This is a genomic window from Streptomyces sp. SID1328 (genome assembly GCF_009865595.1).
In the GTDB taxonomy this organism is placed as follows: Bacteria; Actinomycetota; Actinomycetes; order Streptomycetales; family Streptomycetaceae; genus Streptomyces; species Streptomyces griseoluteus.
Map to the genome: position 1 here is coordinate 17,394 of NZ_WWKH01000169.1, position 13,810 is coordinate 31,203.

Genomic DNA, 13,810 nt, shown 5'->3' on the forward strand with positions numbered 1-13,810 from the left:
GCTACGACGGTTCCGGGAGGGCGAAGACGATCAGGGCGCTTCCGTGCCCCGCGCCGAGCATGCCGGGGAGGAATCCCTCGGCCCATCCGCCCCAGCCGACCGGCACGGCCACGTACTGCCTGCCTTCGACCATGTAGGTGGTCGGGCTGCTGTGGTGGCCGCTTCCGCACTGGAACTGCCACAGCAGCTCCCCGGTGCGGGCGTCGAGCGCGTTGAACTCTCCGGAGGGTTCACCGGCGAACACCAGGTCACCGCCGGTGGCCAGCGTAGAGGCACACATGGGGAGTTCGTTGCGCCAGCGCCACTTCTCCTCGCCGGTGGCGTCGAACGCGCTGACGGACCCGGCCATGTCCTCGATGTCCACCTGAACGCCCGCACCCCAGTAGGGAATGCTCTCCTTGAATTCCCGGCGCCGCCGGGTTGCCGTGGCACCGGTGTCCTGGACCGGGACGTAGAAGAGCCCGGTCTTCGGGCTGTAGGACGCGTGGGTCCATTCCTTGGCGCCGGCCGGACCCGGGTAGAAGTGGACCGGTTCTCCCTCCTTTTCCGGGTACACCTTGGCCGTCACCTGGCCGTCCCTCGTGATCGCCCCCCAGGTGATGCGGTCGACGAAGGGAGTGATCCCGACCCTCTCGCCGTTCGTGCGGTCGAGGACGAAGAAGTAGCCGTTCTTGTCGAAGTGTCCGAGCAGTTTGCGCCCGTCCTGCTCGAACAGGATGCACTCGGCGATGCTGTCGTAGTCCCACAGGTCGTGCGGGGTGCACTGGTAGTGCCAGCGGATCTGTCCGCTGTCCACATCGACGGCGATGACACTGTCGGTGAAGAGGTTGTCGCCCTCGCGGACGCCTCCGTCGAAGTCGGGCGCCGGGTTGCCGGTGCCGACGTACAGCAGGTTCGTCTCCGGGTCGAAGGTGCCGGTGACCCAGCAGTTGGCCCCGCCCCGTGCCCAGGCCTCGCCGTCTGCGGGCCAGGTCTCCGAACCGGGCTCCCCCGGCTTCGGCACCGTGTAGCAGCGCCACTGGTGCTCGCCGGTTTCGAGGTCGAACGCGTCGAGGTGGCCGCGTACGCCGAACTCACCGCCGGAACTCCCGACGATGACCATGTTCTTCACGATCAGCGGGGCGACCGTGGCGCTCTCCCCGGCCCGGACGTCTCCGTAGGTCTTGTCCCAGACCCGCTTGCCGGTGGTGGCGTCGAGCGCGAGCAGCCGGGCATTCGCCGTGACGAAGAAGACCTTCCCCTGAGCCACGGCTACCCCTCGGTTCACGTTCCCGCAGCACAAGGACACGTCGAAGGGGACCGCATGCTTGTACCGCCAGATCTCCACACCCGTCTTCGCGTCGAGGGCCCAGACCCAGCCGTCCCAGCCGGAGAGGAACATGACCCCGTCGACGACGACCGGGGCGGCCTCGAACGAGTAGGTCGACGCGCCCGCGATCAGGCCGGTCGTGCCGGCCTGGAAGACCCATGCGGGGACGAGCCGCTTGACGTTCTCCGTGTTGATCTGGTCCAGCGGGCTGTACCGCTGCCCGTTGTAGGCGCCGTAGTAGGTGAGCCAGTTCTGGGGTTCCTCGCCGGCGTTGAGTATGCGCTCGTAGTTGACGCCGGCCACTACCGGCGGCGCGACGTCCCCGCCCGCCGTCTTGCCGCTCAGCTTCCCCTGGTCGACAGCCTCTCCCGCGTCCACGTAGTCGACGGTGGTCATTTGCTCCTCCTTCTTCCTACGGCCGCGGCTGTTCGGGACGGTCCAGGCGAGCCTCCGGCGGAGCGTCCCCCAGGACGACGATGGCACCGGTCAGTCCCCGGCCCTCGTCATTGCCCGTGGGCGAGCTGAACCAGTAGTAGCCAGGCCCGTCGAGGTTGAGGTGCGCCCGTCCTCGCGAATGGTTCACCAACCAGATGAACTTCCGGTCGCCATTGCTCGGCAGGAGCGCGCAGTGCGTGTTGTCGTCGTCATTGACGAGCTCGAGCTCGATATCACCGCCATGGGGCATGACCAGAATGGAGGGATCCCAGGCCAGCTCATCCGGCTGGATACGAATGGTGGCCTGCATGCGGCCTTCCGATCCCTCGGTGGCCTCCCCCACGCTTCCGGTACACAGCACCTGTCCCAGCGTGGCTTTGTTCTGTGCGGCCAGCCCTATCCTGTCCAGCAGGTCGGCTCGCTCCTGCGCGGTCGTCATCGGGGCTTCACTCCCCTCATCCCGAATCTCTTTGCATTCCGCATCGGCCGCGCTGACGGCGGCACGTCATCTCTTTTCATTCCGCGTCGGGCGCGCTGCTCGGCGGCACGTCGCAGCCGGTTGCACACACCGCGGAATTCCCCTTTGGTATCGCCTGATGCCCGGCTGTGACCGGTGCTCAAGGAGCGCGCCACGCCGAATGAATAGCACCGGAAAGGATGCGAAATCGGTGGTCAGGAAAGACGCTACGCCGGACAAATCACACCGACAAGGTGAGCCCTGGTTCGGGCCCGCTCATACCGTTCGTTCGCGACCGGCTGCCGTTCGTACCCGATGTGCCGCCGTTGAGAGCAGCCGGGCCGCACCGCGACGCGTGGATGGAGCGAGGTCGTACCGATCGAGGTTCATGACCTTGGTCCACGCGGCGACGAAGTCCTGCACGAACTTCTCCCGTGCGTCGTCGCTCGCGTAGACCTCCGCGACGGCACGCAGCTCGGAGTTCGAGCCGAAGACGAGGTCGACGCGGCTGCCGGTCCACTTGACCTCGCCGGTGGCGCGGTCGCGCCCCTCGAAGGTTTCCGCGGTCGCGGACGTCGGCTTCCATTCCGTGTCCGCGTCGAGCAGATTCACGAAGAAGTCGTTGGTCAGCGAACCGGGCGCCGCGGTGAAGACGCCCAGCGGCGACTGCTGGCAGTTGGCGCCGAGCACCCGCAGGCCACCCACGAGGACGGTCATCTCGGGCGCGCTCAGGTTCAGCAGGTTCGCGCGGTCGGCCAGCAGGTGCTCCGACGGCAGCCGGCCGCCCTTGCCGCGGTAGTTGCGGAACCCGTCCGCGGTCGGCTCGAGCGGGGCGAAGGACTCCACGTCGGTCCACTCCTGCGTGGCGTCCGTGCGTCCCGGACTGAAGGGGACCTGGACGTCGTGGCCGGCGGTCCTGGCGGCGTGCTCGACGGCGGCGGCTCCGCCGAGCACGATGAGGTCGGCCAGCGAGATCCTCTTGTCGCCGGCCTGGCAGCTGTTGAAGGACTCCTGGATCCCCTCCAGGGTGTGCAGCACCTGGGCCAGCGTGTCGGGGTCGTTGACCTCCCAGTCCCGCTGCGGCTCGAGGCGGATGCGGGCCCCGTTCGCCCCGCCACGCCTGTCGCTGGCGCGGAACGTCGAGGCCGATGCCCACGCGGTCGAGACGAGCTGGGAGACGGACAGCCCAGAGGCGAGAACCTGGTTCTTGAGCGCGGTGATGTCCGCCGCCCCGACGAGCACGTGGTCCACGGCAGGCACCGGGTCCTGCCAGAGCAGCGTCTCGCGGGGAACCAGCGGTCCGAGGTAGCGGTGGATCGGGCCCATGTCGAGGTGCGTCAGCTTGAACCAGACCCGGGCGAACGCGTCCGCGAGCTGGTCCGGGTTCTCCAGGAAGCATCGCGAGATCGACTCGTAGACGGGGTCCGCCCGCAGCGCGAGGTCCGTCGTCAGCATCGTCGGGGCGTGGGTCTTCGACGGGTCGTGGGCGTCCGGCACGGTGCCGGCCCCGCCGCCGTCTCTCGGGATCCACTGCCACAGACCGGCGGGGCTCAGCTCCAGGTCCCACTCATAGCCGAACAGCGTCTCGAAGAAGCGGTTGTCCCATGTCGTCGGGGTGGGTGTCCACGTTCCCTCGAGTCCACTGGAGATGGCATCCCTGCCCTTTCCGGTGCCGTAGCTGCTCTTCCAGCCCAGGCCCTGCTGCTCGAGGGGGGCGCCCTCGGGTTCGGGGCCGAGGTGGGCGACCGGGTCCGCCGCGCCGTGGGTCTTGCCGAACGTGTGGCCGCCCGCGATCAGCGCGACGGTCTCCTGGTCGTTCATCCCCATGCGCCGGAACGTCTGGCGGATGTCCCGGGCCGCGGTGAGCGGGTCCGGGACGGTGTTCGGTCCCTCCGGGTTGACGTAGATGAGGCCCATCTGGTCGGCGGCCAGAGGGTTCTCCAATGCCCGGACGCCGCCGTGACGTTCGTCGCCGAGCCAGACGTGCTCGGGGCCCCAGTAGACGTCCTCGTCGGGCTCCCAGACGTCCGCCCGGCCACCGGCGAAGCCGAAGGTCGTGAGGCCCATCGTCTCCAGGGCGCGGTTGCCCGCGAAGATCATCAGGTCGGCCCAGGAGATCTTGCGGCCGTACTTCTTCTTCACCGGCCAGAGCAGCCGGCGCGCCTTGTCGAGATTGCGGTTGTCCGGCCAGCTGTTCAACGGCGCGAAACGCTGCATGCCGGCGCCGGCGCCACCACGGCCGTCGTGGATGCGGTACGTGCCCGCGCTGTGCCACACCATCCGGATCATGAGCGGCCCGTAGTGGCCGAAGTCGGCCGGCCACCACTCCTGCGACGTCGTGAGCACCTCGTCGACGTCCCGCGCCAGGGCGTCGAGGTCGAGAGTCCGGAACTCCGCGGCGTAGTCGAAGTCCTCGCCCATGGGGCCGGCCATGGCGGGGTGTTTTCGGAGGATCGCCAGGTTGATCCGGTCCGGCCACCAGTCGCGGTTGCCCGCGCCCCCGATCGCGTCACCGCGGTGCCCGGCCGGGGCAGAGAGGCCGAGGCCGCCCCCGCCCCCCACGTTCGTCTCGCCGGCAACGGCGTCCGTACGGTCGGACACGGAACTCCTCCTTCCGGGAACAGAGGTCGTGCCGGGGCACTCAGATGTCCAGCGTGCGACGCACGGTCGGCGCGTGCCGCCGGGAAACCGGCACCATCCCGTGCGCCGGGTCATCCATGACCAGAGACAGCTCGCCCTTGAGCCCGCGCTCTATCTCTTTGATGCGGCTCAGGTTGACGACATACCGGCGGTGCACCCGCAAGAAGCCGACATCGGCCAGCTCACCTTCGAGTTTGTCCAGGCTCAGCGAGGCGGCTCGCAGTCGCCCCTGATCGGTGGAGAGCCACACGTCGTTGCCCTGCGATTCGGCGAAGGAGACTTCCGGCAGCCGCAGCAGCACCATCCGGTTGTCCCGGATCGCGACCAGTCGGCGCGGCTGTGCCCGAAGATGCGCGACCCCCTCCGTCTGGGGCACCTGCGCCCCCTCGGAGGCACCGAACGAGACCAGGTTGCCGATCACGCGTCCGGATGAGAAGACGGGTCGGATGCTGATCGATGTCGGCTCGTCGGCGAGGTGGGCGAAGATCTGCGTCGAGCCGACCCAGTCGGGATTGTGGGCCGCCTGCCTGGTGGCATACCGGGCGGCAGTGATCAATTCGGGCAGTCCAGGGGTCCACCGCAGCGTGGGATCGACCGCCGGGGTGCATGCCGGGACGCCCAGGAGCACGCTTGCCAAGGCATCGGCGATCACCACCTTGCCCGCACTGTCCACTGCGGCGAGTGCCGCACCGGAGTGCGCCCTGGCCTGGGTGTAGGCCGCGACCAGCTCGGCACCACTGTCCCGGGCGCGCCTCTTCAGGGGGCACTGGGTCATGGCGGCCGCGTTCGCCAGCCAGCTTTCCGTGGACGCGGGAAGCCGGCTGCGCCAGCGGCAGACGTTCAGGACCGCGAGTGGTTCTCTGGTCACCACGTCGCGCACCGCGATGCCCGCGCAGACCCAGTTGTGAAGCGCCTGGCACCAGTGCTCAGCACCCCTGACCGTCACCGGGCCGTGCGCCTCGAGCGCCGTGCCCATGCCGTTCGTGCCGATCGCGCACTCGGACCAGGAGAACCATGGTGCCAGATTGAGGTCGCCGGCTCTGGCGAGCGTGGCCTGGTCACCCCACTCGGCCAGGATCCGGCCAGTGGCATCGGTGACGGTGACGACGCCACCGATGCTGCCCACCTCATGTGCCACGGAGGCGGCACGAAAACCCAGCTCAGCGATTACGGCATCGTGTTCGGGCGTGTGGTCGAGCTCCGCGACGGCCACCGGAGCCTCTGTGAGGTGAGGATCGACCCGGTACTGCTCCCGGCAGCGATGCCAGGAGATCGCCACCAGGGGCCGGACATCCGGGACCTGGTCCTCGCCCTGCACGAACCGTTCCCACGCCGCGAACACGGTGCCGTCGTCCAGGTTCGCCGAGCCGGGCTCAAGCCGATGTACATCCCTCATGGTTCAGAACCACCTTGGTCCCTCCCCAACACCCGACGGCGCGCGCCGCACGCGGCGGTTTGCCGCTCGTCGTGGCCGGTGCGCTTCTTCCTGCTTCGTCACTCGTTCCAGGCTGTGTCACCCACCCGCACTTCCCACCCTAGGTGCCGTTGCCGGTCTGCGCACGTACCTCTCCGGACGGCGTGCGCGCACTGCTGCTTCCTGGGCCGCCGTGGACATGCCCGACCGCCGCCTCTGCGGACCCGGCGATCCGGAGGCGCGACGCGGCACTCTGCCCCACCGGCTGCGCGTCGGCCACTACCCGTCCCCTCCCGTCGGCCGGGCCGCACCCGCAGCGCGTCCTGGTGGGTGGCCGAAGGCGCGGCGGGAGACGTCGATGAACGCGCTCGGCGAGGCAGCACCGCAGACTCGTCGAGGCCGAGCGGATTGGTGTCGGCGGGCAGGCCGATCAGGTGCAGCTCGAGCTCGCCCTGGGCCTGGTGGGAGTGTACGGTGCCGGCCGGTACCCAGATTGCCTGTTGACGCAGGTCAAGGGCGGTCTTCGGAGGTTACCCCGATTCGTATCTCCGGGTCGGCCCGCCGGGGCTCACGCGAGCCACGGGGACTCCTTGTGACGCGTCTCCGGGTTGGCGTCCGTGCCGCCCGCGGCCGCGGGCGAGCCCGTCGTGCCGGGCGCGGCGGAGTGCCCCAGGTGCCGGTGCACGAAGTGGATGGACATCGCGCCCTCGCCGGCCGCCGAGGCCACCCGCTTCACCGAGCCGCTGCGCACGTCCCCTACCGCGAAGACTCCGGGCAGGCTGGTCTCCAAGGTCATGCACGTGCGCCCGAGGCCGTGCCACACCTCGGGCTGGGCGCAGGCCTCCCGTGCCTCCGGCCCGGTGAGGACGAAGCCGCGGGCGTCGAGGGCGACGCTGTCGGCCAGCCACTGGGTGTGGGGTTCGGCGCCGGTGAAGACGAACAGAGCCCGTGCCGCGAGCCGGCGGTGTTCGCCCGTCCGGTTGTCGACCACGTCGAGCTCCTCCAGCACCTCCTCGCCGATGACCTCGGTGACCTCCGTGTGCAGCATGACCTCCACGCGGGGGTGCCGCTCCACCTGGTCGACCAGGTAGCGGGACATGTCGGCGTCGAGGCTGGGTCCCCGGACCAGCAGGTACACCTTCGGCGCGTACGTGGCCAGGAACAGCACCGCCTGGCCGGCCGAGTTGCCCCCGCCGACGACGGCCACCGGGTCGGCACCGCACTGCTGGGCCTCGTAGACGGTCGCCGAGTAGTGGACGCTCGTTCCCTCCAGGCGTTCGATGCCCGGCACCTTGAGCCGGCGGTAACGGGCACCCGTGGCCAGGACGACGGCACGGGCGGTGATCTCGCTGCCGTCGGCGAACGTCACCACGAAATGATCCTCGTCCTTGCGGTGGAGACCGGTCGCCTCCACCGGAATGCTGATCCTGGCGCCGAACTTGTCGGCCTGGAGCACGGCGCGTTCGGTGAGTTCGGCGCCGGAGATGCCGGCGGGGAAGCCGAGCAGGTTCTCGATGCGCGACGACGTGCCGGCCTGGCCCCCGGTGGCCATCGCCTCCACCACGGTCGTGCTCAGGCCCTCGGAGGCGGCGTACACCGCGGCGGCGAGGCCGCCGGGTCCGGAACCGACGATCAGGACGTCGCCGTGACGGCTTCCGTCAGGCAGTGTCGGCAGACCGATGAGCCGGGCCAGTTCCGCGTTGCTGGGGTTGCGCAGCAGGGTGGTGTCCCGCCAGATGACGATGGGTGTCTCCTCCGGGCTGACCCCGAAGCGCCGCAGCAGTTCCTCGGCCTCCTCATCGGTCTCCAGGTCGATCCAGCGGTGCGGCAGACGGTTGCGGATGGCGAACTCGCGCAGCCGTCTGGTGTCGGGTGAGTAGCGTGAGCCGATGATGCGGAAGCCGGCGCCCTGCCCGACGAGCAGCGCGCGACGGCCCAGACAGGCGCGCAGCACGACGTCCGCGAGGGCGGAGTCCTGGGACACCAGGTGGCGCAACTGGTCCAGGGAGACGACCAGGACCTCGCCCGGCTCCCTGACGACAGCGGTGTAGAAGGCCACCTGGTCGTGCAGCAGCCCGAGTTCGCCGATGAAGCGACCGGGGCCGTGTACACGCAGCAGGTGTTCCTCGGGCGTGCCGTAGTCCTCGACGACGGCGACGCTGCCCTCGAGGACGACGAGGAACGTCTCGCAGCGCTCGCCCTCCCGGATCAGCACGTCGTTCGCCGATGTGCTCCGGCGCTCTCCGTGTTCCGCCAGACGTGCTATCTGCTCCTGCGTGAGGCGCGGGTACGCGCCGTAGATGTCCGGGCTCTCCCAGAAGGCGGCCTCGTCCGTTTCCCGCGGCGCCGGTTCTCCGCCCGGCTGCGGCTGGTCGGCGGACATCAGGCGAACGCCTCGTGGACGTAGCACCAGCGCCAGTCCTCGCCGGGCTCGAACGACCGGACGATGGGGTGGGCGTCGGCAGCGGCGTGCCCGCGCGCGTGCCTGTTCGGCGACGAGTCACAGCACCCGACGTGCCCGCAGGTCAGGCAGAGCCTCAGGTGGACCCACGGGGAGCCGGTCAGCAGACACTCCTGACACCCTTGCGGGGTCAGTGGCTGGACCGGCCGGACCAGCGCGAGATGGGGGTCTGCGTGCACGGTCATACGGATCACCCTTCCGGGGTCGTGATCGTCTGTTCCACCCACTGGCGCAGAGCGGGGGCGGGGGCGGCCCCCGCCTGCCGGGCGACGGTCTCCCCCTTGTCGAGGATGAGCAGTGTCGGCACAGCCTGCACCTCGAAGCGCCTCGACAGTCGCGGGTTCTTGTCGACGTCGACCTTGACGAGCTTGATCCGGCCCGCGAGTTCGGTGGCCACCTGCTCCAGCGCGGGGCTGACCATCCGGCAGGGGCCGCACCAGGTGGCCCACAGGTCGACCACGACGGGGACGTCGGCGCGCTCGGCGACCTCGGCGAAGTCGTCGTCGCCCGCGTCCACGATCCACGGCAGGGGCTGCTTGCAGTGGCCGCACCTGGGGCGGCCCTCCGCGGCCACGGGCACCCTGTTGGTACGCCCGCAGTGCGGACAGCTGATGGTCGTCGCCTGCGCCGTGCTCATGCCGCCCGCGCTCCCGTCACGTCCTGGGGCTGGTCGTAGGTGACCACCAGCTCTCCGTGTTCGGCGTCGACGCGGACCGTCGCGCCGTCCTGGACGTCACCACGCAGCAGGGCGCGCCCGACCATCGTCTCGACCTCGTGGGAGATGTAGCGGCGCAGCGGCCGGGCCCCGTACACCGGGTCGTAGCCCTGGTGGGCGATCAGCTTCCGCGCTTCCTCGGTGAGTTCGACGTTGATGCGGCGTTCGGCGAGCCGGCGGCGCAGCTCGTCGAACTGCAGCTCCACGATCCGCTCGATCTGCCGCTCACCGAGCGGCTTGAACAGCACGATGTCGTCGACGCGGTTGAGGAACTCCGGGCGGAAGTGCCCGCGCAGCTCGCCCATCACCAGGGCGCGGGCGTCCGGCTTGATCTCGCCCTCGGCGGTGACACCGTCGAGGAGGTGCTCGGAGCCGATGTTGGACGTCATGATGATCACGGTGTTGCGGAAGTCGACGGTGCGGCCCTGGGAGTCGGTGATGCGGCCGTCGTCGAGGACCTGCAGCAGGGTGTTGAAGACATCGGTGTGCGCCTTCTCGATCTCGTCGAACAGCACGACCGAGTAGGGCTTGCGGCGTACGGCCTCGGTGAGCTGGCCGCCTTCCTCGTAGCCCACGTATCCGGGCGGTGCGCCCATGAGCCGGCTGACGGTGTGCCGTTCCTGGTACTCACTCATGTCGAGGCGGACGATGTTCTCCTCGGAGTCGAACAGGGCCGCCGCGAGGGTCTTGGCCAGCTCCGTCTTCCCGACGCCGGTGGGGCCGAGGAAGATGAACGAGCCGATGGGGCGGCGCGGGTCGCGGATGCCGGCCCGGGCGCGGATGATGGCGTCGGCGACGAGCTTGACGGCCTCGTCCTGGCCGATGACGCGCTCGCGCAGGATCTCGTCGAGGCGCAGCAGCTTCTCGCGCTCGCCCTCCTGGAGGCGGGCGACGGGGACGCCGGTCCAGGCGGCGACGATCTCGGCGATCTCCTCCTCGGTGACGACCTCGCGCAGCAGCCGGTTCTGTCCTTGCTTGGCGGCCAGTTGCTCCTCCTCCGCGGCGAGCCGGCGCTCCAGGTCCCGCAGGCGGCCGTAGCGGAGTTCGGCGGCGCGGTTGAGATCGTAGGCGCGTTCGGCCTCCTCCGCCTCATGACGGACCTGCTCCAGTTCCTGCCGCAGTTCCTGCACGCGGCGGATGGCCTGCCGTTCGGCCTCCCACTGTGCGCGTTTGGCGTCGGCCTCGCCGCGCAGGTCGGCCAGTTCCTTGCGGAGTTCCTCCAGGCGGGCCTTGCTGGCGGGGTCGGTCTCCTTGGACAGGGCCGCCTCCTCGATCTCCAGGCGGGTGACGCGGCGGGTGATCTCGTCGAGTTCGGCGGGCATCGAGTCGATCTCGGTACGCAGCCGGGCGCACGCCTCGTCGACGAGGTCGATGGCCTTGTCGGGCAGGAACCGGTCGGTGATGTAGCGGTGGCTGAGCGTGGCCGCGGAGACCAGCGCGGTGTCCTGGATCTTCACGCCGTGGAAGACCTCGAGGCGTTCCCGCAGTCCGCGCAGGATGGAGATGGTGTCCTCCACGCTCGGCTCGTCGACCAGCACCTGCTGGAAGCGGCGTTCGAGGGCGGCGTCCTTCTCGATGTACTTGCGGTACTCGTCGAGGGTGGTGGCGCCGATCATGTGGAGTTCGCCGCGGGCGAGCATCGGCTTGAGCATGTTGCCCGCGTCCATGGCCCCTTCGGCGGCGCCCGCTCCTACGACGGTGTGGAGTTCGTCGACGAAGAGCAGGATGCGCCCCTGGGCGGCCTTCACCTCGGACAGCACGGCCCTGAGGCGTTCCTCGAACTCACCGCGGTACTTGGCGCCGGCGACCAGGGAGCCCATGTCGAGGGCGAACACGGTCTTGTCACGCAGGCCCTCGGGGACGTCGCCGCGGACGATGCGCTGGGCCAGGCCCTCGACGATGGCGGTCTTGCCGACGCCGGGGTCGCCGATGAGGACGGGGTTGTTCTTGGTCTTGCGGCTGAGGATCTGGGTGACGCGGCGGATCTCCGCGTCACGGCCGATGACCGGGTCCAGCCGCCCGGACCGGGCCTCGAGAACCAGGTCGCGGCCGTACTTCTCCAGAGCCTCGTAGGCGACTTCGGGGTTGGCGGAGGTGACTCGCTGGTTGCCGCGGATCTGGGTGAGCGCGCTCAGGAACGACTCCCGGGTCACGCCGTGCTCCTTGAGCAGGCGTCCGGCCGCGGTCGCCGAGCCCTCCTCGGCCAGGGCGAGCAGGAGGTGCTCCACGGACACGTACTCGTCCTTGAGGCGTTTGGCCTCCCGCTCGGCCGCGTCCAGCAGGCGGGACAGACGCTGGGTGACGAAGACCTGCCCGGGTGCCGCGCCGGGGCCGGTGACCTTCGGGCGCCGGGCCAGCTCGCCCCGCACGGCCGCGCGCAGTTCCTCCGGCTCGGTGCCGGCCTGCTGCAGCAACCGCGGGACGATTCCGTCCTCCTGAGCGAGGAGAGCGAGCAGCAGGTGTTCCCCGTCGACCTCGGTGTGCCCCATGCCGACGGCCACCGTCTGGGCTTCCTGGAGTGCTTCCTGGGACTTCTGGGTGAGACGGTTCATGTCCATGGCGGTATGTCACTCCTCGTACCGGCGCGGCGCAGGGCGGCTTCGAGCAGGCTGATGCGGTCCAGCAGGTCGAGCACCAGGCCGATGGATGCGTAGTTGAGGCACAGCCCGGTGCGCAGCCGCTGGACGCGGGCAAGGGCGGCCGGGGCCGTGGGTTCGAACACCAGCCGTCCGGAGGCGTCGCGCTCGGCCTCGACCAGGCCGAGAGCGACGAACCGGCGGATGAGGTCGGGATGGACACCGGCGCGGCGGGCCACGGTCTGCAGGGACAGCCTGGGCACCGGCACGATCGCGTACTGGACGCGCGCCAGCGCGGGAGAGGCAAGCGAAGACGCCTGGCGTGCCTCGACCGGTCGGTCGCTCATCGTGTCCTCCTGGGGTCGAACGAGGAGACGGCGGCGAGCTCCTCGAACAGTTCGCGCTCCTTGTCGCCGAGCTTGGGCGGCACCATGATCCGGAGCTCGGCGTACAGGTCGCCGTTGGCGCCGCGCGGTCCCGGCATGCCCTCCCCACGCAGCCGCAGCCGCCGGCCGCTGGAGGACCCGGCGGGCACGGTCACCTTGGCCGTCGCCCCGCTCGGCGTGGACACCGGAACCGTCGCGCCCAGCGCGGCCTCCCAGGGGGTGACCGGAAGCTGCACGTACACGTCCCGGCCTTCCAGGCGGAACAGGGGGTGGGGCTGGATCCGCACCCGCAGGTACAGGTCGCCCGCGGGGCCGTCGCCGCTGCCGCGGCCGCCCTCGCCCGCCAGCCGGATGCGCTGCCCGTCGGTGACGCCGGGCGGCACGTCCACCTCGTAGCGCCGCTGCCCCGACGGCCCGGTGAGGGTGACGGTGCGGCGGCCTCCGCGGTAGGCCTCCTCGACGGTGAGCGGCAGTTCGGCCTCCTGGTCCGCGCCCGGCACACGCATCCGTCCGGCGCCGCCGAAGAACGAGCTGAACAGGTCGTCGACGTCGACGCCCTCCGAGCCGAAGCCACTGGTGGCGTACTGGGCCCGGGGGCCGCCCCCGGTGGACCAGCGGAAGCCGCCACCGGGTCCCGCGCCGGCTCCGACGCGCTCCTCCCAGTCCTCGGGCACCTTCCGGAAGTCCTCGCCGAAGCGGTCGTAACGGGCCCGCTGGTCAGGGTCGGACAGGACGCTGAAGGCCTCGTTGACCTCCTTGAACCGCTCCTCCGCCGCGGGGTCCTTGTTGACGTCGGGGTGGTACTTGCGCGCCAGTTTGCGGTACGCCTGCTGGATCTCGTCCCGGTCGGCGTTGCGCGGGACCCCGAGAACCTCGTAGAAGTCGCGTGCCACGGCCGCTCACTCCCGCTTCGCGACGGTCACGGCGGCCGGCCTCAGCTGCCGCTCGGCCTCGCCGTAGCCGGGGCGCAGCACCTGTGTCACGGTGTTCGGTTCGGCGTCGGGGTCCTGGACCACGCCGACGACCTCGTGCCGGGAGGGGTCGAACGGGACGCCGGTCTCGGCGTGACGCTCGTAGCCAAGGCGTTCAAGGATGGATACGGCCTGGTCGCGCACGGCGCGAACCCCCTCGACGATCGCCCCGGGGTCGGAGGCCGCGTGGCCCAGGGCCAGTTCGAGGTTGTCGATTACGGGGAGGAGGGCCGCGGCCGTGCGGGCGCGTTCGGCCCCGCGCTCCCGGTCCAGTTCCCTGGCGTGCCGCTTGCGCAGGTTGTCCAGGTCGGCGAGGGCGCGCCGCCAGCGGTCCTCGACCTCTTTCAGCGCGGCCGTGTACTCGTCCTCGGCCCCGGCCGGACCGGTGGCCGCGTCCGGCCCCGGTCCGGCCTCCGTGCCGGGCGGCGCGGGCTCGGGCAGGTCGC

At 70.3% G+C, this 13,810-nt stretch carries 11 protein-coding genes and 1 pseudogene; all 12 read right to left on the minus strand.

Annotation, left to right across the window (positions count from 1 at the left end):
* Position 1: 1 nt before the first annotated feature.
* Positions 2-1,705, minus strand: a complete 1,704-nt coding sequence (locus GT030_RS04950; RefSeq protein WP_161200008.1) for a PQQ-dependent dehydrogenase, methanol/ethanol family — start codon at positions 1,703-1,705, stop codon at positions 2-4.
* 16 nt (positions 1,706-1,721) lie between these two features.
* Positions 1,722-2,183, minus strand: a complete 462-nt coding sequence (locus tag GT030_RS04955; protein WP_161200009.1) for an MSMEG_3727 family PQQ-associated protein — start codon at positions 2,181-2,183, stop codon at positions 1,722-1,724.
* Between the two features lie 294 nt (positions 2,184-2,477).
* Positions 2,478-4,706, minus strand: a complete 2,229-nt coding sequence (gene katG, locus GT030_RS04960) for a catalase/peroxidase HPI (protein ID WP_346009569.1) — start codon at positions 4,704-4,706, stop codon at positions 2,478-2,480.
* Between the two features lie 136 nt (positions 4,707-4,842).
* Positions 4,843-6,237 carry a DNA-binding protein gene (locus GT030_RS04965; protein WP_161200010.1) on the minus strand — a complete coding sequence of 465 codons (1,395 nt, stop codon included), beginning with the start codon at positions 6,235-6,237 and terminating at the stop codon, positions 4,843-4,845.
* Positions 6,238-6,632: 395 nt separating this feature from the next.
* A pseudogene (locus tag GT030_RS36165) lies at positions 6,633-6,755 on the minus strand (AraC family transcriptional regulator); the annotation flags it as partial.
* A gap of 68 nt (positions 6,756-6,823) precedes the next feature.
* Positions 6,824-8,638 carry an FAD-dependent oxidoreductase gene (locus GT030_RS04970; protein ID WP_161200011.1) on the minus strand — a complete coding sequence of 605 codons (1,815 nt, stop codon included), beginning with the start codon at positions 8,636-8,638 and terminating at the stop codon, positions 6,824-6,826.
* Complete coding sequence (locus GT030_RS04975; RefSeq protein ID WP_161200012.1) at positions 8,638-8,901, minus strand: UBP-type zinc finger domain-containing protein; 264 nt, start codon at positions 8,899-8,901, stop codon at positions 8,638-8,640. The genes GT030_RS04970 and GT030_RS04975 overlap by 1 nt, the downstream gene beginning before the upstream one ends.
* 5 nt (positions 8,902-8,906) lie before the next feature.
* Positions 8,907-9,353, minus strand: coding sequence for a thioredoxin (gene trxA / locus GT030_RS04980; protein WP_161200013.1), 447 nt, complete (start codon positions 9,351-9,353; stop codon positions 8,907-8,909).
* Positions 9,350-11,989, minus strand: a complete 2,640-nt coding sequence (gene clpB / locus GT030_RS04985) for an ATP-dependent chaperone ClpB (RefSeq protein WP_161200014.1) — start codon at positions 11,987-11,989, stop codon at positions 9,350-9,352. The genes trxA and clpB overlap by 4 nt, the downstream gene beginning before the upstream one ends.
* The gene (locus tag GT030_RS04990) at positions 11,980-12,354 is read right to left on the minus strand and encodes a chaperone modulator CbpM (protein ID WP_202459693.1); all 375 of its coding nucleotides are present in this window, start codon (positions 12,352-12,354) and stop codon (positions 11,980-11,982) included. The genes clpB and GT030_RS04990 overlap by 10 nt, the downstream gene beginning before the upstream one ends.
* Positions 12,351-13,286, minus strand: a complete 936-nt coding sequence (locus GT030_RS04995) for a J domain-containing protein (RefSeq protein WP_161200015.1) — start codon at positions 13,284-13,286, stop codon at positions 12,351-12,353. Before GT030_RS04995 ends, GT030_RS04990 begins: the two co-directional genes overlap by 4 nt.
* Before the next feature lie 6 nt (positions 13,287-13,292).
* On the minus strand, positions 13,293-13,810 hold a 518-nt coding region (locus GT030_RS05000), incomplete at its 5' end, for a nucleotide exchange factor GrpE (protein ID WP_161200016.1).

What these genes read in the sequence shown, in the direction of transcription:
- GT030_RS04950 (WP_161200008.1), bottom strand. Translation starts at nt 1,705, where the DNA reads ATGACCACCGTCGACTACGTGGACGCGGGAGAGGCTGTCGACCAGGGG.
- GT030_RS04955 (WP_161200009.1), bottom strand. Translation starts at nt 2,183, where the DNA reads ATGACGACCGCGCAGGAGCGAGCCGACCTGCTGGACAGGATAGGGCTG.
- GT030_RS04965 (WP_161200010.1), bottom strand. Translation starts at nt 6,237, where the DNA reads ATGAGGGATGTACATCGGCTTGAGCCCGGCTCGGCGAACCTGGACGAC.
- GT030_RS04970 (WP_161200011.1), bottom strand. Translation starts at nt 8,638, where the DNA reads ATGTCCGCCGACCAGCCGCAGCCGGGCGGAGAACCGGCGCCGCGGGAA.
- GT030_RS04975 (WP_161200012.1), bottom strand. Translation starts at nt 8,901, where the DNA reads ATGACCGTGCACGCAGACCCCCATCTCGCGCTGGTCCGGCCGGTCCAG.
- trxA (WP_161200013.1), bottom strand. Translation starts at nt 9,353, where the DNA reads ATGAGCACGGCGCAGGCGACGACCATCAGCTGTCCGCACTGCGGGCGT.
- clpB (WP_161200014.1), bottom strand. Translation starts at nt 11,989, where the DNA reads ATGGACATGAACCGTCTCACCCAGAAGTCCCAGGAAGCACTCCAGGAA.
- GT030_RS04990 (WP_202459693.1), bottom strand. Translation starts at nt 12,354, where the DNA reads ATGAGCGACCGACCGGTCGAGGCACGCCAGGCGTCTTCGCTTGCCTCT.